Here is a 21,912-nt window from a genome sequence, read left to right on the forward strand (position 1 = left end):
TTGTGACCGGCTGCGCTTCGAGGCGGCTGTCGCGGCACCGATGCACATTTGCCTATGCCTTTCGTCACCCGCGTTTGCGCTCGCATGCGGCAAGCGTAGTGCGATACCCTTACGCCTTCGCCAGTTTAGAGAGGAACGACGATATGCAGCCCACGTCTGCCACGCAACGCGACGCGCGTTCGAGCGCCACACCCGATGCATCGTCGAATGCACCTGACGCTGCCGTCCGGGCGTCGCTGCGCCGGCGCGCAGGCGCGGCGCTGGCCGTCGTGTCGATCGCCGCACTCGCCGCCTGCTCGATGCCGAAGCACCTCGATTCGGAAGCGCCGCCGCCCGACCCGTTCAACCCTGCGGCCACCCAACTGCTCGACAACACCGACTGGCAGCTGACGGGCTGGAAGCTCGCGGCGGGCGGCACGCGCGACGTGCCGGGCAACGCGGACGGCGAGCCGGTCACGCTCGTGCTATCGACGGAAACGGGCCAGCGGCGGGCCAGCGGCTTTTCGGGCTGCAACCGCTACACGGGCACTTACGTGCTCCACGACGGCAAGCTGAGCTTCGGCCCGCTGGCGGGCACGCGCATGGCGTGCGCGACGCCGGGCGGCAAGATCGAAGGCGCGTATCTCGACGCACTCGCGCATATCGAACACTCGGGCGTCGACATGCGCAAGCCGCAGCAGCTTGAACTGATTCTCGGTAACGGCGACACGCTGGTGTTCGCGCGGCGCGGCCAATGAGTGCGTGTCCGGCGAGCATCGGCAGCCTCGGCGCACGCCTGCGAAGCGGAATGCTTCGCCCGGTTAAACTCGACGGCTCGCGCGTTTGCGCATCCGTCATTCGTTGATGTCTAGCATGCAAACGGTAGTTTTCGGCTGGTTCGGCGCTTCCGCCGTCTGGTTTCTTCCCTTGTTGTGGCGTCTCGTGAAATCCGCGCTGCCGGGCGGTGCGGGCCTGCGCGGCCCCGGCACGATCCGGCTGTGGCTCGGCTTTCTCTGCGTGCTGATCGCGAGCTGCACGCTGGAGGCGTCGCTCGTCAACGTGCAGGGCGTCGACGGATTGGGGCATGCGCTGTCGACGGGATTCACGCATCTGCTGGGCCGCGTCGCGACGCCGCTCGTGATGCTCGGCCTGTTCCTGATTTCGCTGCCGTGGCTGATCGGATTTCGGTGGACGTCGTTCGTCGGCTGGGCCAACGACGCGTTCGGCCTCGGCTTCGCGCGCCGCAGTCGCGACGAGGAGCCGCGCAGCCACGCACGCGCCGCCGCCGTCGAGTCGACGCCTTCACACAGCAGCGCGCCCATCAACACGATGGCGCCGAAAACTAACGGGCGCTATGCGCGGCCGACCGTCTGGCGGCCGCCTTCGACGACGGCAACGCGCGGTGCGGCTGCCGCGGGCGCAGTGGGCATGGCAGGCGAAGCGATGGGAATGTCGGGCAGCGCAGGCGTGACACGCCATGCTGCGGCCGGCGCACCGTCGGGCGTTGCGGGTAGCCAGACGTCGAATCGCAGCACGAGCCGCCCTACCTCCTGGACACCCTCCGAGCCTGTCGCGCCTGTCGGCTGGCTCGCGCCCGATGCGGCGCGCGCGCATTCACGCGAAAGCGCTCCCGTCACGATGGAAGCCGCGCGTGTCGCGTCCACGCCACCGACCGTGTTCGGCAGCACGGCCGCGCTGCAATCGTCGAAAGCGGCGGCAGCCCAAGCCGCGGCCCGCAGCGTGTCGGTGAATCCTGCCGTGACGTCGGCCCGCTCGGCGTCGTTACGCTCGGCGGGACTCTCGCAGAGCCGTCAGGCGATGTCGTCCGGTTCCACGATGCACACCGCGCACACCGCGCAGACGCGCCTCGGCACGGCATCGTCGGGATCGCCGGCGATGCGTCCGAACACGCCGAATCTCAAGGTGCCCGCTTACACGCGAGCCAATCAGCCCGCACAGCCTGCCGCGCCGGCGGCGAGCGTGCAGGAGACCTTGCGCAGCATCGAGGAAAACGCGGCGCGCTGGACGACGCTGGCGGGCGCGAGCCTCGCCCGCCGCACGGCCAGCGATCCGGCGAAGGTCGCCGGGGTGCGTAACGAGTCGGTATCGGATATGGCTGCGATGGGCGATGCACCGGTTGTGGCGGCTTCGGCGAGCGTCGCTGGTGTGTCGGGCGCGCCTGCGGTTGCGGGCGCAGCAGCCGTTGCCGCCGTCGATCAGGCCGTATCGGCGCTCGAAGCGGCTATCGCTGGCGCGCATGAAGCAGCGGCGACGCCTGCTTCGGATGCGCCGCTGCAAACGCCTGTTGCGACCGTTGCGTTGGCCGATCCCGAGCCGGTTGCAGCGCTACTGCCCTCGAACGTGACGCCGATCGCGGAAGCAGCCGCGCTCGCGTCCACTGTGATGGCTGTCGAGCCAGCCCATGAAGACAATGACACGGATGTCGCGCTCGTAGACGAGCCGGAAGCGCCGGTCGTCGCGAATACATCCGAAACGCAAGCCGAAGAAGTGACGGCCCACGTCGAGGTGCAAGCGCAAACCACTGCCCCGGATCACGACGCCGAGAGCACAGAGTCCGACGTCACTGATGTCATTCCGGCAGCTGTCGTCGCGCCTTCGATAGCTGCGCCGACGGAACCGCAAACATCGACGAGTACAGCGCAAGCCGAGACACCCTCGGTCGAATTCGCACCGGCCGGTTCAACCGCGACCGAATCGCAAGCCGCAACAACGCAGCAGCCCGACGAAGACGCAGCCAGCCAACCGGATTCGCTCGCTGCTGTCATCGCCGATGAAACGACGGCGTCGACAGCAGACGAACCCGCGCCAGTCGCACCGTGGGATGCGATCACGCAATCCGTGACGCAGTTGCGCGCCGCTTCGGCCAGCGCTCCCGTCATGCAGCCGAATCAGGCGCCGGTATCGAACGCGCCTGCGTACAGCGTCGTTCCGCTTCACACTGACGACGAGTCGTCCGACGCCGAGGAAACATCGACGGACAACGAACCCGAAGCGCCTACGAACATCGTGCGTTTCCCGTTCGCAGCGGCACCCGTTGCACCGGCGTCCGAGGAGAACCTCGCGGACAGCCCTGCCGTCCACGAGCAAAACGACGCACAAGAGCCAGTTCCGCAACCGGACGAGCAGGACGTACCGGACGCACAACAAGACACCACGCCGCCCGCCGCACCCCGCCCTGCCGTACGCGGCCATAGCGGACCTGCTTTCGAATTCCACGCGCCTTCGGCCTCGCACATCGAACTGCCGACGCTCGATCTTCTCGCGCCCGCATCGTCGGATGCCGAGCCCGTCAGCGAAGAGAGGCTCGCCGAAACCAGCGCGCTGATCGAGCAGCGCCTGCAGGAATTCAAGGTGCCCGTGACCGTCGTCGGCGCATCGGCGGGCCCGGTGATCACGCGCTTCGAAGTCGAGCCCGCGCTCGGCGTGCGCGGCAGCCAGATCGTCGGGCTGATGAAGGATCTGTCGCGTGGCCTCGGTCTTACTTCGATCCGCGTGGTTGAGACGATTCCTGGCAAGACCTGCATGGGTCTCGAACTGCCGAATGCGAAGCGTCAGACCATCCGCCTTTCCGAGATTCTCCAGGCCGACGTCTATCAGCACTCGAAGTCGAATCTAACGCTCGCGATGGGCAAGGACATCACCGGCCACCCCGTCGTCACCGATCTCGCGAAGGCGCCGCACATGCTCGTCGCGGGCACGACGGGTTCGGGCAAGTCGGTGGCGATCAACGCGATGATCGTCTCGCTGCTGTACAAGGCGACGCCCGAAGAAGTGCGCATGATCATGATCGATCCGAAGATGCTGGAGCTTTCCGTGTACGAAGGCATTCCGCATCTGCTCGCGCCCGTCGTCACGGACATGAAGCTCGCGGCGAACGCGCTCAACTGGTGCGTCGGCGAAATGGAGAAGCGCTACCGGCTGATGTCGGCCGTCGGCGTGCGTAACCTGCAAGGCTTCAACCAGAAAATTCGCGACGCCGCCGCGAAAGAAAAGAAGATCGGCAATCCGTTCTCGCTGACGCCCGACGCGCCCGAGCCGCTGTCGCCGCTGCCGCTGATCGTCGTCGTGATCGACGAGCTGGCCGACCTGATGATGGTCGCGGGCAAGAAGATCGAAGAGCTGATCGCGCGGCTCGCGCAAAAGGCGCGCGCGGCGGGCATCCATCTGATTCTCGCGACGCAGCGCCCTTCCGTCGACGTGATCACGGGTCTCATCAAGGCGAACATTCCGACGCGTGTCGCGTTCCAGGTGTCGTCGAAGATCGACTCGCGCACGATTCTCGACCAGATGGGCGCCGAGTCGCTGCTCGGTCAGGGCGACATGCTGTTCCTGCCGCCCGGCACGGGCTATCCGCAGCGCGTGCACGGCGCGTTCGTCGCCGACGAGGAAGTGCACCGGATCGTCGAGCACCTGAAGCAGTTCGGCGAGCCGGAGTACGTGGAAGGCATTCTCGACGGTCCCGCGACGGACGGCGGCGCCACGCAGGATCTGTTCGGCGAAACGCCCGATGCGGAAGCCGATCCGCTGTACGACGAAGCCGTTGCGTTCGTCGTGCGCACACGGCGCGCGTCGATTTCGGCCGTGCAGCGCCAGTTGCGCATCGGCTATAACCGCGCGGCGCGCCTCGTCGAACAGATGGAGACGGCGGGCCTCGTGTCGGCGATGGGCATCAACGGCAGCCGCGAAGTGCTGGCGCCGGGACCGGCGGAATAAGCCGAGGGCCGCTGCGAGAACGATAAAAAAACCAGCGGCCCGATCAGAACGCGAGAACGCGCGCAAGACGCAAGGCGGGCAACTCGCCCGCCTCGTTCACGCAATAACCGTCATATCACGACGGCGACACCCACTTGAAGTCGACAGGCGACCCGATATCGATGCGCTTCGGATTCGCCTCCAGCAAGCCGCTCTGCGGATCGCGGCGGAACACGTACGCCGTATCGCTCAGCTGATTGCCGACGATCAGCCAGTGCCCCGTCGGATCGATCGAGAATTCGCGCGGCGATTTCCCAAGACTCGACTGACGCCCGACTTCGCGGATATGGCCATTGGTCGGATCGACGGCATAGATGACGATTTCGTTCGCGTCGCCGCGATTGCTCGCGTACAGGAAGCGGCCGTCGGGCGACAGATGGATCGCGGCCGCGCCCACCTTCCCCTTGAATCCGGGCTTCGACATCGGCACGACCTGCAACTGCGTGAGCTTGCCGTCGTCGTAGGCGAACACGGTGACGGTCGCGCTCAGCTCGCTCGTCAGATAAGCGTACTTGCCGTCCGCGCCGAACACGAGATGTCGCGGGCCCGAGCCGGCCTTCACGTCGGTGTAGCGCTTCTCAGTCGGGCCGAACAGGCCGCGGCTTCCGTCGGGCGTATAGCGGTACGAATAGAGCTTGTCGGTGCCGAGATCCTGCGCGAACAGATACTTGCCGTCCGGCGAGAACACCGTCGAATGCACGTGCGCGTTGTCCTGGCGTCCTTTGACGGGACCGCCGCCGTCGTGATGCACGGTCAGCACGGACGGACCGACGTGGCCATCCGGCTGCAACGGAAACACCGCGAAGCTGCCGCCGGGGTTTGCGGCGACCGAATAATTGGCCGTCGTCAGATATTTGCCGTCCGGCGAAATGCTCAGATAGCACGGATCGTTGCCGTCCGACGATACGCGGTTCAGGAACGTTAATTGCCCGCTCTTCGCATCGAAGCTGAACGCGCTGATGCCGCCGCGCTGCTCGGCGGGACCGTTGTCGCCGGGCTGCTCGTTGACGGAGTACACGTAGCGGCCATCGCGCGATGCGATCACGTACGACGGGTTATCCGTTTTCGCCGACGACACCTGCGTCGCGTCGCCCGATTTCGTGTCGAAGCGGTACACGTAGATGCCTTCGCTCTTCGGCCCCGTGTACGTGCCGACGACCAGATCGTAGACGCCGTCGGCGGGCGCGGCAGCCGTGCCTTGCGCGAAGGCCTGCGTAGCGGCAATCGATACCATGAGTGTCAAACCTCTTATGATCCAGCGTAGGGAGTGGCCCGGACGGGAATTGAAAGACTGTGGCACGGCACACGCTAAGGCTCGTGTACGACGCTGCATGACGACCTCCTGGCGAGACGCGAAATTCGCGGGTTGTTCGGATCGTGTATGTCGCTTGTATGTCGCTGGTCTGCCGCGCGGCTCGAGCGAAGCGTGCCGTGGTCGTGACGGATGCATGTCAGCGATGGCCGGTGCGCTGCGCGCCCTCGTGTCCGATCGTCGCCGCTGATCGTCGATGTCGTAAATGTGGGGCAAGTATAAGAGCGTTGTCCGCGATTCGCCCAGTCGTCCGGGCGAACGCAGGCTATCCGACAGGTTGTGCCGGACAGCCGCTGGTCGGAACCCATCGAAGCATCCAGACAATTCGAACAAAAGGAGTCGCCATGAACATTCATCTCACGCTCGGCCCGCTCGTCGCGCTGATCGCCGGCATCCTCATTCTGATCATGCCGCGCCTGCTCAACTACATCGTCGCGCTGTATCTGATCATCATCGGATTGATCGGGCTGTTCGGCATCGGCGGCACGGCGCATTTTTGACGTACGTGCCTGACGCCCGACGGACGCGCGAAAGCGCCCTCGTTCCGCCTCGAAGCGAAACGAAGGTGCGCTCATCGCGTATCGACGAACCGCGTCACACAGACGCGCGCAACCGCGCGGGCCGCTTGTCGCGGTCCGCGAAGGTCATGCGTGTAGTCGCTGCGACGTGCCCGCGAATCCTGATGCGAGTGAAGCCCGCCGGGTCAGCCGTTCGAGAGTTGCTCGAGGCGCCAGCGCCCCTGCAAGGACAGGCCACCGACGGCATAATGACCACCAGCTTCGCTGTACCGCTTGAAGCAGGCGCGTTCGATCAGAAATGCTGCAGCCGTTTCCATCCCGTTGCGCGAGAGGCCGAGCGTGCGGAAGTCGAGTGGGAGAAGCGAGTCGTCAGGTAATTGACTCGCGGCGGAGAGAATCGTGATGCAGTCAGATTTCGACGGGTTCAGCATGGCTTATCCTCGAAAACGACGCCGTGATTGCGAGGTGCAACTCCGGGCGCCGGTGGGCTGCGATTCGTCAGAAGTCATGTTCCAACCGATTGTAAGCATCCATAAACGGGATTGCCAATACCCAGATCGCTCGTTAGCGTGCGGCTTTGTAGCACAGCGCACGAGCCCGGTAACAACGACGCTCGCGCACCGTTTTGGACCGCGCTGAAAGCGCACTAATTACACGTTGACCGACCGCCTTACCATGCCCGCATTGATCGAAGACTATGCACTCATCGGCGACGGCCACACGGCCGCGCTGGTCTCGCGCGATGGTTCCGTCGACTGGCTGTGCTGGCCGCGTTTCGACTCGGGAGCGTGCTTCGCCGCGCTGCTCGGCACGGAAGACAATGGCCGCTGGCTGATCGCGCCCGCCGACGACGTCGAATGCGACGACATCGACGGCGAACCTCCGCCCGACGAATTCAATCACGACCGCACCCGACAGCGCGACGAGCGTGACAACGTCGACAAGAAAGACGACGGACGTCCGAAATCGACCGACAAACCGGTGCCGCGCAAGGCGGACGCGCCGCCGCCCGTTTCGCGCGCAGCACGACGCGAAGGCGCGCCGTCATCCGACGCAAAAGCCGACGCCCAGGGAGACGGCAAGCCGAAGATCAAACCCGGCTACGCCCGCGCGACGCGCCGCCGCTATCGCGGCGAAACGCTGATCCTCGAGACCGACTTCGAAACGCCCGACGGTGCCGTCACGCTGATCGATTTCATGCCGCCCGGCAACGGCTGGTCGGAAATGATCCGCATCGTCGTCGGCAAGCGCGGCACCGTGAAGATGCGCATGGAACTGGTGCTGCGCTTCGACTACGGCTTCTCGATTCCGTGGGTAAGCCGCCTCGCGCACGAGAGCGGCATCAAGGCGATCGCGGGCCCTGACACCGTCGCGCTGCGCACGCCCGTCGATTTGCACGGCGAGAACATGAAGACGGTCGCCGAATTCACCGTGTCGGAAGGCGAACGCGTGCCCTTCTCGCTCACGTATTCGGCATCGCATCTGCGCATTCCGCCCGTCCGCGATCCGCACACGGCGCTCGCACGCACGGAGAACCACTGGCTCGAATGGGCGGCGCGCGGCACCGTCGAGGGCAAATACGCGCCCGCGATCCGCCGCTCGCTGCTGACCCTGAAAGCGCTCGCCTACGAGCCGACAGGCGGCATCGTCGCCGCGCCGACCACGTCGCTGCCCGAGAAACTCGGCGGCACGCGCAACTGGGACTACCGCTACGTGTGGCTGCGTGACGCGACGATCACGCTGCTCGCGATGATGCGCGGCGGCTACTACGACGAAGCGCGCGCGTGGCGTTCGTGGCTGGGTCGCGTGATGGCGGGTTCGCCCGAGCAGTTGCAGATCATGTACGGGCTCGCGGGCGAGCGTCGTTTGCCCGAGTTCGAACTCGACTGGCTGCCCGGCTACGAAAACTCGAAGCCCGTGCGGGTCGGCAACAACGCTGTCGGCCAGTTGCAGCTCGACGTGTATGGCGAAGTGATGAACGCGCTGCATCTCGCGCGCGTCGGCGGCTTGCAGGCCGACGAGACCGCGTGGAACGTGCAGTGCGCGATGCTCCGGCACCTCGAAACGATCTGGCAGGAACGCGACGAAGGCATCTGGGAAACGCGCGGCGGCCGTCAGCACTTCACGTTCTCGAAGGTAATGGCGTGGGTCGCGTTCGATCGCGCGATCAGGTCGGCGGAATCGTTCGATCTGCCCGCGCCGCTCGATCACTGGTACGAAGTTCGCGCGCAGATTCACGCGGACGTCTGCCAGAAAAGCTGGAACGATCGGCTCAACGCGTTCACGCAGTCGTACGGCGCCGACGAACTCGACGCGAGCGTGCTGCTGATGCCGTTGCTCGGCTTCCTGCCGCCGTCGGACCCGCGCATCGTCGGCACCGTCAACGCAATCGAAAAGCACCTGATGCACGACGGCTTCGTGCTGCGCTACCACACGACGGAATTCGACGACGGCCTGCCGCCCGGCGAAGGGACGTTCCTCGCCTGCAGCTTCTGGATGGTCGACAACCTCGCGCTGCAAGGCCGCGTCGACGAGGCGCGCGAGATGTACGAGCGGCTGCTGTCGCTGGCGAACGACGTCGGCCTGCTCGCCGAGGAATACGATCCCGCGGACGGCCGACTTGTCGGGAATTTTCCACAGGGGTTTTCCCATGTGGCCCTGGTTCACACGGGTCTCAATCTGATGAAGCACGAGCAGGAAATGGCGCGCGCCGCCGGCCAGCCGCCTCACAACGGCGAAGGCGGTCAGCCGCCCGCTGGCATGTCAGATGCTGACATTCAATCATCGCCTGTGATCTAAAGAAAACGGGCGAATTGACGATGACGTGGATATGACATCCGATGCGTGCGGCATCGCACTGTTGTTGCATTGCACAAATCGTATGGCTTCTATATCATCAACCGAACCAGACGGCCGATAATCTCGTCGCCAACCCTTCCACACGTAACCAGAAAACGGCCAGCCTCGTCGCCGCGCATCAAAAACGCTGCCCTGCGCGAACCGCTAACGCTGGAGCACCCATGCTCTATCAATTCCACGAATTCCAGCGGGCACTTTTGAGCCCGCTCACCGCCTGGGCTCAGGCCGCCTCGAAATCGTTTGCGAATCCGGCCAGCCCGCTCGCCTATGTTCCGGGCGCCACACGTCTCTCCGCCGGCTACGAACTGCTCTACCGTCTCGGCAAGGACTACGAGAAACCCGAGTTCAACCTGCACCAGATCGTCAAGGACGGCCGCAACATCCCCATCGTCGAGCAGACGATCGTCGAAAAGCCGTTCTGCCGCCTGCTGCGCTTCAAGCGCTATTCGGATGACAGCGACGCTGTTACCCAACTGAAAGAAGAACCCATCGTGCTGGTGTGCGCGCCGCTGTCCGGCCACCACTCCACGCTGCTGCGCGACACCGTCCGCACGCTGCTGCAGGATCACAAGGTGTACATCACCGACTGGATCGACGCGCGCATGGTGCCGCTCGAAGACGGCCCGTTCGACCTCGACGATTACATCGCTTACATCCAGGAATTCATCCGTCACATCGGCGCGAAGAACCTGCACGTGATTTCGGTGTGTCAGCCGACGGTGCCCGTGCTCGCCGCCATTTCGCTGATGGCGAGCCGCGGCGAAGACACGCCGCGCACGATGACGATGATGGGCGGCCCGATCGACGCGCGTAAGAGCCCGACGGCCGTCAACTCGCTCGCGACGCAGCACTCGATCGAATGGTTCGAAAACAACGTGATCTACAACGTGCCTTCGAACTATCCGGGCTTCGGCCGCAAGGTGTATCCGGGCTTCCTGCAGCACACGGGCTTTGTCGCGATGAATCCGGAACGTCACGCGGCGTCGCACTGGGACTTCTATCAAAGCATGCTGCGCGGCGACGAGGAAGATGCGGAAGCGCATCGCCGTTTCTACGACGAATACAACGCAGTGCTCGACATGGCCGCCGAGTACTATCTGCAGACGATCCGCGTCGTGTTCCAGGAATTCAGTCTCGCTGAAGGCACGTGGGAAGTCGCGGGCGAACCCGTGCGCCCGCAGGACATCAAGAAGACTGCCCTCTTCACGATCGAAGGCGAACTCGACGATATCTCCGGCAGCGGTCAGACGCGCGCCGCGCACGAACTGTGCACGGGCATTCCGGAGAAAGACCGACGCCATTTCACTGCGGAAAAGTGCGGGCACTACGGTATCTTCTCGGGCCGCCGCTGGCGCACGATCATCTATCCGCAACTGCGCGACTTCATCCTCGAGCACACGCCGAAGGCGACGCGCAAGGCAGAAGAACGCGTCGAAGCGTAAAGCGGAGACAGGGTGGAACGCGGCGCAAGCCGCGTGCCGCAGGCGCCGCGAAATGTTGCGCCTGCATCCACCAGCGGTATCCGTCGACGTGAAGTCGGATGAATAAAAAACGGCCTCTCTTGAGGCCGTTTTTTATTGCACCGGATCTTATGTCGCTTAACGCCGCATCAGATACGCGAGCAGGATTTCCGTATTCATCTGAATCACTTCGCTGCGCTCCGCAGCCGCGCTGAAATCGCGACCAAGCGTCGCTTCGAGCGTGAAGCGGTTCGATACGATGTAGTAGCCCATCCCCGAGAGCGTCACGTAAAAGCGCAGCGGATCGACATTCGAGCGGAACAGTCCGGCGCGTTGGCCGCGTTCGAGTATCGAGCCCAGCGTGGCAACGATCGGCGAGATCATTTCCCGGATGCGCGTCGACTTCTGCATATAACGCGCCTCGTGCAGATTCTCGTTGTTCACGAGTCTCAGCAGTTCGGGATGATCGCGATAGTAGTCCCACACGAAATGCGCAAGCCGCGTGACGGCCTCGACAGGCGCAACGCCTGCAAGGTCGAGCGTGCGCTCGGCTTCCGTGAGCGCGCTGAACGCATGTTCGAGGACTGCCGTGAAGAGCTGCTCCTTGCTACCGAAGTAGTAATAGAGCATGCGTTCATTGGTCTCCGCGCGGCGGGCAATCTGGTCGACGCGTGCGCCGAACAACCCACCATTCGCAAACTCTTCGGCTGCCGCAAGCAGAATGCGGCGACGGGTGCCTTCAGGATCTCTTTTGATTTTCGGCTGATTCATGGTGGCATGTGCTTCGTGAGCCGCGTTATCCGGATCGCTCGCTGTCCAATTGCATGGCCTTGCAACGGCGGCGCTGCGCGGGCTGGTTGGTGGGAACACCTTCCTGCGGTCTTACAAAAAAGCGCTTCGATTATGGCACATGCTTCGGTAATAACAACTGGGGAAATCGGCGATAATACGCAATTGGCCGCGCATTTGACCGATTGTGAAGGCGTCTGCTCTGCCGCGCTGGCAACTGCTTCGGCAACGGCCTCGCAGCACGGCGCCCCGATGTGCTTTGCACGCTGTCTCCGGGCGCGTCGAGCGCGCCTCGCGCAACGCCAATGGCGCAGTTGAAACCGCATCCATTGAACGCAAAACATTCGCCGCGCCGATAAGCGGCGACCGCACGTCCCCCACGTCCTGATCGTGACAGAGTCCAAAACATTCGCGGATCTCATCGAAGATCTGCTGCCCCAGACGCAATGCACGAAGTGCGGCTACCCCGACTGCCGTGCTTACGCCGAAGCCATCGCCGAGAACGAGGCCAGCTACAACCAGTGCCCGCCCGGCGGCGCCGAGGGCGTCGCGCGTCTCGCGAAACTGCTCGGCAAGCCCGTCATCCCGCTCAATCCGGACAATGGCGTCGAGCGTCCGAGGCCCGTCGCGTTCATCGATGAGAACCTGTGCATCGGCTGCACGCTGTGCATGCAGGCCTGTCCCGTCGACGCCATCGTCGGCGCGCCGAAACAGATGCACACGATGGTCGCCGAACTCTGCACCGGCTGTGACCTCTGCGTGCCGCCCTGCCCCGTCGACTGCATCGCGATGATCCCCGTGACGGGCGACAAGACGGGCTGGGACGCGTGGAGCGAACAGCAGGCGAACGACGCACGCGAGCGCCACGACGCGCGCCGCACGCGGCTCGCAGCGGAGCGCGAGGCGGCGGAAGCGCGCGCGGCCGCACGGCGCGCGGCGGCAGCAGCGACGGGCAGTTCGGCGGCTTCGGAGGCACCCGTCGCAGCCTCGTCGCCGACGGAACAGGCAGCGCCCGTCGCGCCCACGCCCGCCAACGACGCCGAAGCGAAAAAACGCGCGATCATTCAGGCTGCGCTCGAACGCGCACGCCAGAAGAAAGCGGACAACACCGCGCAAGGCCTGGGTCCGAAGAACACGACAAACGTCAGTGCAGACACGCAAGCCAAGATCGACGAAGTCGAAGCGCGCCGTCGCCGGCTAGGCATTGCCAACGACGATTCCGAATCAACGCCCAAGCAGAACAACGATCAACCCGACAAGTCCTGACTTCGCCGCATGAACGCGACCAAACGACGTGCAATCTTCGAGACGCTCCAAAGCCTGAACCCGCATCCTGAGACGGAACTGGAATACTCGACGCCGTTCGAGTTGCTGATCGCCGTGATGTTGTCGGCGCAAGCGACGGACGTCTCCGTGAACAAGGCGATGCGCCGGATGTTCCCCGTCGCGAACACGCCGCAGAAGGTGTTCGCGCTCGGCGAGGAAGGCGTCGCCGATTACATCAAGACGATCGGGTTGTATCGCACGAAAGCGAAGAACGTGATCGCGACGTGCCGCATCCTGCTCGACCAGTATGCGGGCGAAGTGCCTGCCGATCGCGAGGCGCTCGAAAGCCTGCCGGGTGTCGGGCGCAAGACGGCGAACGTCGTGCTGAACATTGCGTTCGGCCAGCCGACCATTGCCGTCGATACGCACATCTTTCGGGTTGCCAACCGAACGGGCCTCGCGCCCGGCAAGGACGTGCGCGCCGTCGAAGTCGCGCTGGAGAAATTCACGCCCAAGGAGTTCCTGCACGACGCGCATCACTGGCTGATCCTGCACGGACGCTACGTGTGCAAGGCGCGACGGCCGGAATGCTGGCATTGCGTGATCGAGCCGCTGTGCGAGTTCAGGCCGAAGACGCCGCCGCCTGATCTCTAAACTCGCTCTGAACCCGCAGCCGCACCATCCGTCTGCGTGTGCGGGGGCCGCGGCGTAAAATGAATCGATCATGCTGCGCGCACAGCGCCACAAGCAGCGCCCCCACTCGCCTTTTACTGTCCGAAGATGTTCAATCCCAGCCGCGACGAAGTCCGACGTTTTTTCACCGACACCTGGCGCAAGCAGCGCGCAGGTGAAATCCTGACGCCGCTCGAAGCGATCGCCGCCGACTGGATCGTCGAGCATCCCGAGTATCACGCCGAACTCGCCGATCCCGACGCCGCCTCGGCGCAGGACTACTCGCCCGAACGCGGCCAGACCAACCCGTTCTTGCATCTGTCGATGCACCTTGCCATCAGCGAGCAGTTGTCGATCGATCAGCCGCCCGGCATCCGCGCCGCGCACGAGCGCCTCGCCGCGCGCCTCGGTTCGACGCACGACGCGCAGCACGCGATCATGGAGTGTCTCGGCGAAACGATCTGGGAAGCACAGCGCACGAACACGCCGCCCGACACGGATGCGTATCTGCAGCGCATCGAGCGGCGCGCGACGCGCAACTGAACGGCCCGAACGTCCGCCGCGCGCACAATCCGTCGCCCAAAAACAAACACCCCGCAGTTGCGGGGTGTTTGTCTTGAGCCATCAGCCGGCGCGGCTTACTTCTTCTGCACCAGATCGCCGTTCAGCGATTCGATATACGCGGCCAGATCCTTCATGTCGCTCTGCGACAGGCTTTGCACCTGCGCCTGCATGATCGCGTTGTTGCGGCCCAGATGCGGGTTGCCCGTGCCCATCTGGTACTGGCGCAGCGCCCAGTAGATATAGTCGGAATGTTGCCCGGCGAGCTTCGGATATTCGGGGCTCACGGGCTTGTTCAGGTTCGGGCCGTGGCAGGCCGCGCAGTTGTGGCTCTCGGAAAGCACCTTGCCGTTGCCGGCATCCGCCGCGTGCGCGTTCGATGCGACGACAAAACCGGCCAGCGCGAGCGTCGCGCATGCAGCCTTGACCACCGTATGAAGTGCGTGGGGATGCTTCTTCATGGATTCTCCTTGTCGACGGGAGCCAGCGCTTTGGCGCTTACCGCCGTCCCATGCAAACTGGTTGCGGCCGCGAAGTGGATCGGCACATGACGCTTGTCATGCGACGTCGATCACTTGTCGGGATTGTTCTTCGAAGAGGCTGTCTGCGCCGAGTAGTACGCGGCGATGTCAGCGATGTCCTGATCGGACAGCGACGAGGCGACCGCGTGCATCGTGTCGAAATGGCGGTCGCCCTTCTTGTAGGCGTGCAACGCGTTTTCGATGTAGGTCTGATTCTGGCCGCCCAGCATCGGCACCCGATACACCTCGGGGTAAGCCGTCCGATAGTCTGGAATACCGTGACAGCCGATACACATCGCGACCTTGCCCTGGCCCGCCTTGGCATTGCCCACGATATCCGCTGCCTGCACGGTTGCCGCCGAAGTTGCCGCAAAACCCGCGAACACCGACATCGCTGCAATCACGACATGTTTGCCGACGAATCTGTTCATAGCTCTTTTAACCTGGCTTGAGGGGGAACGGGCGCCCAAAAAGGCAACGGCCTGCTCCGTTGTACTTGTCGGGGTTGCCACGCAGGCCAAAAAAATCGGCCCAATTGTACCGCGACGCCGCGCCGGGCGTCCACCGGAGGCAGCCCGAGTCCTTTGCCGGCAAAGCGCCGCGCCACAAGGCGCGGCACGCACGCCGGCGCGCGGCCGCCACATCCGCCGCCAGGCCTGGCGCGGCGGATTGCCGCATGCGGAAATCCGTCCCTTGCACGCGCCGCGCGCACCATCCGACGCGGCTGACACCTTACGCGAGCCCGCCAGAGCACAACAGGGCTTCTGACTTATACTGGAATTTTTCCCGAACGGGCGTCCAGTCATGCGTTTCGAAGGCTCATCGCAATACGTCGCCACCGACGACCTCAAGCTCGCGGTCAACGCCGCAATGACGCTGAAGCGGCCGCTGCTCATCAAGGGCGAGCCGGGCACGGGCAAGACGATGCTCGCGGAGGAAGTCGCGGCTGCCCTCGACATGCCGCTGTTGCAGTGGCACATCAAGTCCACCACGAAGGCGCAGCAGGGTCTGTACGAATACGACGCGGTCTCGCGCCTGCGCGATTCGCAGCTCGGCGACGAGCGCGTGAAAGACATTCGCAACTACATCGTCAAGGGCGTGCTGTGGCAGGCGTTCGAGTCGGAGCAGCAGTCGGTGCTGCTGATCGACGAAATCGACAAGGCCGACATCGAATTTCCGAACGACCTGCTGCGCGAACTCGACCGGATGGAGTTCTACGTGTACGAGACGCGCGAGCTCGTGAAGGCGAAACATCGTCCGCTCGTCATCATCACGTCGAACAACGAGAAGGAACTGCCCGACGCGTTCCTGCGCCGCTGCTTCTTCCACTACATCAAGTTCCCCGATCCGTCGACGATGACGCAGATCGTCGAAGTCCACTACCCCGGCATCAAGCAGGATCTGCTGCGCGCCGCGATGGAAAGCTTCTTCGAGTTGCGCAACGTGTCGGGCCTGAAGAAAAAGCCGTCCACGTCCGAACTGCTCGACTGGCTCAAGCTGCTGCTCGCCGAAGACATTCCACCCGAAGCGCTGCGCTCGAAGGACCAGAAGCAGATCGTGCCGCCGCTGCACGGCGCGCTGCTGAAGAACGAACAGGACGTGAGCCTGTTCGAGCGGCTGGTTTTCATGAACCGCAACAACCGCTGAAGCGCGCAGACCGAGGAGACACGGCATGCTGATCGACTTTTTCTACACGCTGCGCGCCGCGAAGCTGCCCGTCTCCGTGAAGGAGTATCTGACGCTGCTCGAAGCGCTGAAGGAAAGCGTGATCCAGCCGTCGCTCGACGACTTCTACTACCTCGCGCGCATGACGCTCGTGAAGGACGAGCAGTATTTCGACAAGTTCGATCAGGCGTTCGGCGCGTATTTCAACGGCGTCGCGCTGAAGACCGACCTCGCGCTCGACGTGCCGCTCGACTGGCTCAAGAAGAAGCTGCAGCGCGATCTGAGCGCGGAAGAAAAAGCGCAGATCGAAAAGATGGGCGGCCTCGACAAGCTGATGGAGCGCCTGAAAGAACTCTTCGACGAACAGAAAGAGCGTCACGAAGGCGGCAGCAAGTGGATCGGCACGGGCGGCACGTCGCCGTTCGGCAATGGCGGCTACAACCCGGAAGGCATCCGCATCGGCGGCGAATCGACGGGTGGCCGCACGGCCGTGAAGGTGTGGGATCAGCGCGCGTATCGCGATTACGACGATCAGGTCGAGATCGGCACGCGCAACATCAAGGTTGCGCTGCGGCGTCTGCGCCGTTTCGCACGCGAAGGCGCCGCCGAAGAACTCGATCTGCCCGACACGATCCGCAGCACGGCCGCGAACGCCGGCTGGCTCGACATCAAGATGGTCCCGGAGCGGCACAACAACGTGAAGGTGCTGATGCTGCTCGACGTCGGCGGATCGATGGACGATCACATCCGGCGCACGGAAGAGCTGTTCTCGGCGGCGAAGGCGGAGTTCAAGCACCTCGAGTTCTACTATTTCCACAACTGCGTCTACGACTTCCTGTGGAAGAACAACCGCCGCCGGCACGTCGAGCGCCTCGCGACGTGGGACATGCTTCACAAGTTCACGCCCGACTACAAGCTGATCTTCGTCGGCGACGCGACGATGAGCCCGTACGAAGTGCTGCAGCCGGGCGGCTCGGTCGAATACAACAACGCCGAGGCGGGCGCCGTGTGGCTGCGCCGTATCGCCGATCATTTCCCGCATCACGTGTGGCTGAACCCCGAGCCGGAAGGCTTGTGGGAATATCGGCAGTCGGTGTCGGTTATACGTGAAGTGCTCGGCCACCGGATGTATCCGCTCACGCTCGCCGGCCTCGAAACGGCGATGCGCATGCTAAGCAAGTAAACTCTCCGGCTTTTCGCCCATCGCATCGAGCCGCGGCGCGCCGCCCGCGGCCGCCCGACGCTGCGCCGCTCGCGTAGCCGGCATATCTCAACTACACCTACAGCAACACAGAGACACGCAGGATGACCTCTTCCTCCCCCGATTTTTCGAGCGCCACGCGCGCGCCGCTGCGCCCGTTCGGCGATACCTCGCTGTCCGCCATCGTCGCCGGCTTCGTCGCAATGATGACGGGCTACACCAGTTCGCTCGTGCTGATGTTCCAGGCGGGCCGCGCCGCGCATCTCACCGATGCGCAGATTTCGTCGTGGATCTGGGCGCTGTCGATGGGCATGGCGCTCTGCACGATCGGTCTGTCACTGCGCTTTCGCGCGCCGATCGTCGTCGCGTGGTCGACGCCGGGCGCGGCGCTGCTAGTCTCGTCGCTGCCGCATGTCGCGTATCCGGAGGCCGTCGGCGCGTTTGTGGTGTGCGCGCTGCTGCTGACGCTGGTCGGCCTGACCGGCTGGTTCGACACGCTGATGAAGCGGATCCCCGCGGGCATCGCAGCGGCGCTGCTGGCGGGGATCCTGTTCGAAATCGGCATCGAGATTTTCCGCGCTGCGCAATTCCAGACGGCGCTCGTGCTGGCGATGTTCTTCACGTATCTCTTCATCAAGCGCCTTGCATCGCGCTATGCGATCGTCGCGACGCTCGTCGTCGGCACGGTCGTTGCGGGCGCGCTCGGTCTGCTCGATTTCAGCCGCTTTCACGTGGCCTTCGCCGTGCCCGTGCTGACGGTGCCCGCGTTTTCGCTGTCGGCGGTGATCAGCATCGGCATTCCGCTGTTCGTGGTGGCAATGGCGTCGCAGAACGTGCCCGGCATCGCCGTGCTGCGCGCCGACGGCTACCAGACGCCGTCCGCGCCGCTGATCTCGACGACGGGCGCCGCGTCCCTGCTGCTCGCGCCGTTCGGCTCGCACGGCGTGAATCTCGCGGCGATCACGGCCGCCATCTGCACCGGTCGCGAGGCGCACGAAGATCACTCAAAGCGCTACATGGCCGCCGTCTGGTGCGGCATGTTCTACCTGATCGCGGGCATTTTTGGCGCGACGATCGCCGCGCTGTTCGGCTCGCTGCCGAAGGCGCTGGTGGTCTCGGTGGCGGCGCTCGCGCTGTTCGGCTCGATCATGAGCGGCCTCACCAACGCGATGCACGACGCACGGCAGCGCGAAGCCGCGCTCGTCACGTTCATGGTGACGGCGTCGGGTCTTACGTTGCTGTCCATCGGCTCGGCGTTCTGGGGCCTCGTCGCCGGACTGGTCACGCATGCCGTGCTGAATGCGCGGCGTGCATGATATTCACGCGAACGTAAGGCTGGGCGAAGCTGTCCAATCTGCCGTGAGCGGCCCCAGCCTAAACCGCCCCTGTCAAACCAGCATCACCCGATCCGCCATAGAATAGAAGTATCGGGCGGCGTTCCACGGTAAGATTTCCTGCTGCAACGTGGACACCGCAGATGACGCGTGCCTGCGGCCAGAGCGGCCCGGCGCCGCGTCATCATTCCCTGGACCTCGGCGCGCGTGCGCCTCGAAGCGAAGGCTCGACATGACTACTGCACTCGATCAACTCAAGCAATACACCACGGTCGTCGCGGACACCGGCGACTTCCAGCAACTCGCGCAGTACAAGCCGCAGGACGCGACGACGAATCCGTCGCTGGTCCTGAAGGCCGTGCAGAAGGACGACTACAAGCCGCTGCTCGAAAAGACCGTGCGCGATCACGCATCGAAGCCCGTCGGCGCGATCATCGACAATCTGCTGATCGCCTTCGGCACCGAAATCCTCAAGATCGTCCCGGGCCGCGTGTCGACGGAAGTCGATGCACGCCTGTCGTTCGACACGAAAGCGTCGATCGCCAAGGGTCATGAACTGATCAAGATGTACGAAGCGCAGGGCATCGGCCGCGAGCGCGTGCTGATCAAGCTCGCGTCGACGTGGGAAGGCATCCGCGCCGCCGAAGTGCTGCAGAAGGACGGCATCAAGTGCAACATGACGCTGCTGTTCTCGCTGGCGCAGGCCGTCGCCGCCGCCGAAGCGGGCGCGCAGCTGATCTCGCCGTTCGTCGGCCGCATCTACGACTGGTACAAGAAGAGCGCGGGCAGCAACTGGGACGAAGCGCGCGACGGCGGCGCGAACGATCCGGGCGTGCAGTCGGTGCGCCGCATTTACGCGTACTACAAGAAGCACGGCTTCAAGACGGAAGTGATGGGCGCGAGCTTCCGTACGACGAGCCAGATTCTCGAACTCGCCGGCTGCGATCTGCTGACGATCAGCCCCGATCTGCTGCAAAAGCTGCATGACAGCACGGACAAGATCGAGCGCAAGCTGTCCCCGGAAGCGAGCAAGAACGCCGACATCGAGCGCGTGCCGACGGACGAAGCATCGTTCCGCTTCCTCGTCAACGACGACGCGATGGCGACCGAAAAGCTCGCCGAAGGTATCCGCACGTTCGCTGCGGACGCGATCAAGCTCGAAAAGGTGATCGAAGGGCTGCGCTAAGCCGCTTCGCATCTTTCGCTGAATTCGCTGGATAAAGCGCGCGCGGCCCGCAAGGCTGCGCGCGCTTTTTGTTTGGCCCGCCCTTCCCCGTTCACCCGTCAACACAGATTCACAATCGACGCTGCAGCGACGACTACAATCGTTGGCACGCGTGCGTTCGGGTTCGCATCGAACGGCGCGCCTATCGAAGGAGACATCGATGCAAGTTCAACCCTATCTGTTCTTCAATGGCCGTTGCGAGGAAGCGCTGAAGTTTTACGGCGAGAAGCTCGGCGCAGAAGTGATCTTCCAGATGCGTTTCAAGGACGCGCCGCCGAATCCGCAGCAACCCATCCGTCCCGGCACCGAAAACAAGATCATGCATTCGACGATCCGGATCGGATCGACGGAACTGATGGCGTCCGACGGCAACTGTGACGAAACGCCGGGCACGCACACCGGCTACGGCCTGTCGATCACCGTCGACGACCCATCGCAAGGCGAAAAAACGTTCAACGCGATGGCGGAAGGCGGCAACGTCATGATGCCGTGGCAGGCCACGTTCTGGAGCACGGGCTTCGGCATGGTCGTCGACAGGTTCGGCGTGATGTGGATGATCACCAATCCGCACGACGGCGAGAAGCATCCGAGCTGACGCTACCGGTTCGCGGCTGGCGCGCCGCCGCCTTCGATGTTCCAGTTCGCTTCCGTGGCCGCCAGCAGCGAGCGCATGCGCTCGACCTGCTCCGCGAAACGCTGCGCTAGCCACAACGGCCCCTGTAAATCAGGGGCCGTTTCTTTTTCGGGCGTCACAGGCTCGAACAACGACGACGCATCCGGCATACGGAAATGCGTCGTGCCCGCAAAGCGTAGCGCGCGTGCGGCGCCCAGCAACGTCATGCGCACCGCATTCGCCTGTTCGCCGCATTGTTGTGCGAACGCGTCGCACATTTCCGGATGCGCGAGCGTACCCGTCGACAGCATTTCGAGCGCGCTAAGCATCGAACGATGCAAGCCCTGAATCTGGTCGAGCTTCGCGATGGGCAGATCGATTTCTTTCGCGACCGACGGCATCAGCGAGCGCAGTTGCACAAGCCGTTTGCCCATGCGAATGAATGCGGCGACCTGCTCGTCGGAGCCGAACGGCACGCCCGTCATCATCCGCGTGTAGATGCGCGCGCATTCGCGCAGATTGTCGGCGAGCAGATAACGCCACGAATACGTCGCGTGCAGCGGCAGCGCGAACGAAAACGCGAGCGCGATCACGATGCCGACCAGCACGTTCAGCGTGCGCCACAGGCCCGTGTCGATCATGTTGTCGCCGTGTCCCGCGACGATGCACATGGTGATGGCCGTCAGCAGCGCGACATAGCCCGCGCTGCCGATCGCGAACCACGCGCAGATCGCCGCGATCACGGACATCAGCACGTAAGTGAGCGTCAGCGAATCGAACAGGTTCTGCTGCAGGATCAACGAGAGCCCGAGCGCGGCGCCGAGCAGCGTGCCCGCCGCGCGCTCGGCCGCCTTCTTGCGGATGTTGCCGTGATGCTGCAAGCCGCCGATCACCACCAGCAGCGTGACCGATGCCCAGATGCCGTGCGGAATGTCGATGCCCGTCGTCGCGAGAATCGACACGATCATCGCGAGGCCGACGCGCAGGCTGTGAAAGAACTTCGCGTGGCGATAGCGGTAGTACGGCGACGTAACGGCACGCACGAGACGGCCGATGCGCGTGCGGCGCGGCGCGAGACGCGCGGCGACGGCATCCTTCGTGCCCGGCGGCGTACCCGCGTGCGGCTTGCGTGGAGGATCGGATTGCGGATCGCTGAGAGCCATC

The 21,912-nt window shown here is 64.1% G+C and carries 18 protein-coding genes and 2 pseudogenes; 14 read left to right on the plus strand and 6 right to left on the minus strand.

Annotated elements, in window-relative coordinates:
- Positions 1 to 143 precede the first annotated feature (143 nt).
- The gene (locus QEN71_RS24515; protein ID WP_201654047.1) at positions 144 to 737 is read left to right on the plus strand and encodes an META domain-containing protein; all 594 of its coding nucleotides are present in this window, start codon (positions 144 to 146) and stop codon (positions 735 to 737) included.
- Between the two features lie 2,503 nt (positions 738 to 3,240).
- A complete protein-coding gene (locus QEN71_RS44805; RefSeq protein WP_377791686.1) occupies positions 3,241 to 4,713 on the plus strand; it encodes a DNA translocase FtsK in 1,473 nt (490 codons plus the stop codon).
- A 115-nt stretch (positions 4,714 to 4,828) separates the two neighbouring features.
- On the opposite strand, the gene QEN71_RS24525 is transcribed toward QEN71_RS44805, so the two are convergent.
- Complete coding sequence (locus QEN71_RS24525; RefSeq protein ID WP_377791676.1) at positions 4,829 to 6,085, minus strand: lactonase family protein; 1,257 nt, start codon at positions 6,083 to 6,085, stop codon at positions 4,829 to 4,831.
- A 323-nt stretch (positions 6,086 to 6,408) separates the two neighbouring features.
- Here QEN71_RS24525 and QEN71_RS24530 point away from each other — a divergent pair, with 323 nt between their 5' ends.
- Positions 6,409 to 6,564, plus strand: a complete 156-nt coding sequence (locus tag QEN71_RS24530; protein ID WP_201654041.1) for a DUF3096 domain-containing protein — start codon at positions 6,409 to 6,411, stop codon at positions 6,562 to 6,564.
- A gap of 203 nt (positions 6,565 to 6,767) precedes the next feature.
- On the opposite strand, the gene QEN71_RS24535 is transcribed toward QEN71_RS24530, so the two are convergent.
- A complete protein-coding gene (locus QEN71_RS24535; RefSeq protein ID WP_201654038.1) occupies positions 6,768 to 7,013 on the minus strand; it encodes a hypothetical protein in 246 nt (81 codons plus the stop codon).
- Between the two features lie 244 nt (positions 7,014 to 7,257).
- On the opposite strand from QEN71_RS24535, the pseudogene QEN71_RS44810 reads away from it, so the two are divergent.
- The 3 genes and pseudogenes from QEN71_RS44810 to QEN71_RS24545 all read left to right on the plus strand — a co-directional run.
- Positions 7,258 to 7,440: pseudogene (locus tag QEN71_RS44810) on the plus strand (trehalase-like domain-containing protein); the annotation flags it as partial.
- A 252-nt stretch (positions 7,441 to 7,692) separates the two neighbouring features.
- Positions 7,693 to 9,381, plus strand: a pseudogene (locus QEN71_RS24540) (glycoside hydrolase family 15 protein); the annotation flags it as partial.
- 221 nt (positions 9,382 to 9,602) lie between these two features.
- The gene (locus tag QEN71_RS24545) at positions 9,603 to 10,883 is read left to right on the plus strand and encodes a polyhydroxyalkanoate depolymerase (RefSeq protein WP_201654032.1); all 1,281 of its coding nucleotides are present in this window, start codon (positions 9,603 to 9,605) and stop codon (positions 10,881 to 10,883) included.
- 156 nt (positions 10,884 to 11,039) lie between these two features.
- Here QEN71_RS24545 and QEN71_RS24550 read toward each other — a convergent pair whose 3' ends face one another.
- Positions 11,040 to 11,672, minus strand: coding sequence for a TetR family transcriptional regulator (locus QEN71_RS24550; RefSeq protein WP_201654029.1), 633 nt, complete (start codon positions 11,670 to 11,672; stop codon positions 11,040 to 11,042).
- A gap of 408 nt (positions 11,673 to 12,080) precedes the next feature.
- On the opposite strand from QEN71_RS24550, the gene rsxB reads away from it, so the two are divergent.
- The 3 genes from rsxB to QEN71_RS24565 all read left to right on the plus strand — a co-directional run bounded on the left by rsxB (position 12,081) and on the right by QEN71_RS24565 (position 14,171).
- The gene (rsxB, locus tag QEN71_RS24555) at positions 12,081 to 12,956 is read left to right on the plus strand and encodes an electron transport complex subunit RsxB (protein ID WP_201654026.1); all 876 of its coding nucleotides are present in this window, start codon (positions 12,081 to 12,083) and stop codon (positions 12,954 to 12,956) included.
- 9 nt (positions 12,957 to 12,965) lie between these two features.
- Positions 12,966 to 13,610 carry an endonuclease III gene (nth, locus tag QEN71_RS24560; protein ID WP_201654023.1) on the plus strand — a complete coding sequence of 215 codons (645 nt, stop codon included), beginning with the start codon at positions 12,966 to 12,968 and terminating at the stop codon, positions 13,608 to 13,610.
- A 126-nt stretch (positions 13,611 to 13,736) separates the two neighbouring features.
- Positions 13,737 to 14,171, plus strand: coding sequence for a DUF1841 family protein (locus QEN71_RS24565; RefSeq protein WP_201654020.1), 435 nt, complete (start codon positions 13,737 to 13,739; stop codon positions 14,169 to 14,171).
- Positions 14,172 to 14,266: 95 nt separating this feature from the next.
- On the opposite strand, the gene QEN71_RS24570 is transcribed toward QEN71_RS24565, so the two are convergent.
- A complete protein-coding gene (locus tag QEN71_RS24570; RefSeq protein WP_223960767.1) occupies positions 14,267 to 14,650 on the minus strand; it encodes a c-type cytochrome in 384 nt (127 codons plus the stop codon).
- Between the two features lie 110 nt (positions 14,651 to 14,760).
- Positions 14,761 to 15,141 carry a c-type cytochrome gene (locus tag QEN71_RS24575; protein ID WP_201654017.1) on the minus strand — a complete coding sequence of 127 codons (381 nt, stop codon included), beginning with the start codon at positions 15,139 to 15,141 and terminating at the stop codon, positions 14,761 to 14,763.
- 373 nt (positions 15,142 to 15,514) lie between these two features.
- On the opposite strand from QEN71_RS24575, the gene QEN71_RS24580 reads away from it, so the two are divergent.
- The 5 genes from QEN71_RS24580 to QEN71_RS24600 all read left to right on the plus strand — a co-directional run bounded on the left by QEN71_RS24580 (position 15,515) and on the right by QEN71_RS24600 (position 20,730).
- The gene (locus QEN71_RS24580; RefSeq protein ID WP_028365594.1) at positions 15,515 to 16,357 is read left to right on the plus strand and encodes an AAA family ATPase; all 843 of its coding nucleotides are present in this window, start codon (positions 15,515 to 15,517) and stop codon (positions 16,355 to 16,357) included.
- 25 nt (positions 16,358 to 16,382) lie between these two features.
- Positions 16,383 to 17,558, plus strand: coding sequence for a vWA domain-containing protein (locus QEN71_RS24585; protein WP_201654014.1), 1,176 nt, complete (start codon positions 16,383 to 16,385; stop codon positions 17,556 to 17,558).
- Between the two features lie 122 nt (positions 17,559 to 17,680).
- The gene (locus tag QEN71_RS24590) at positions 17,681 to 18,892 is read left to right on the plus strand and encodes a benzoate/H(+) symporter BenE family transporter (protein WP_201654011.1); all 1,212 of its coding nucleotides are present in this window, start codon (positions 17,681 to 17,683) and stop codon (positions 18,890 to 18,892) included.
- A gap of 250 nt (positions 18,893 to 19,142) precedes the next feature.
- On the plus strand, positions 19,143 to 20,096 hold the full coding sequence (gene tal, locus QEN71_RS24595) for a transaldolase (RefSeq protein WP_201654008.1): 954 nt from the start codon (positions 19,143 to 19,145) through the stop codon (positions 20,094 to 20,096).
- 199 nt (positions 20,097 to 20,295) lie between these two features.
- On the plus strand, positions 20,296 to 20,730 hold the full coding sequence (locus QEN71_RS24600; RefSeq protein WP_201654005.1) for a VOC family protein: 435 nt from the start codon (positions 20,296 to 20,298) through the stop codon (positions 20,728 to 20,730).
- Positions 20,731 to 20,732: 2 nt separating this feature from the next.
- On the opposite strand, the gene QEN71_RS24605 is transcribed toward QEN71_RS24600, so the two are convergent.
- Positions 20,733 to 21,911: an FUSC family protein gene (locus tag QEN71_RS24605; RefSeq protein ID WP_201654003.1), complete on the minus strand. Its 1,179-nt coding sequence runs from the start codon at positions 21,909 to 21,911 to the stop codon at positions 20,733 to 20,735.
- Position 21,912: the final 1 nt, after the last annotated feature.

Origin of the sequence: Paraburkholderia sabiae (assembly GCF_030412785.1) — a bacterium.
Classification (GTDB): domain Bacteria; phylum Pseudomonadota; class Gammaproteobacteria; order Burkholderiales; family Burkholderiaceae; genus Paraburkholderia; species Paraburkholderia sabiae.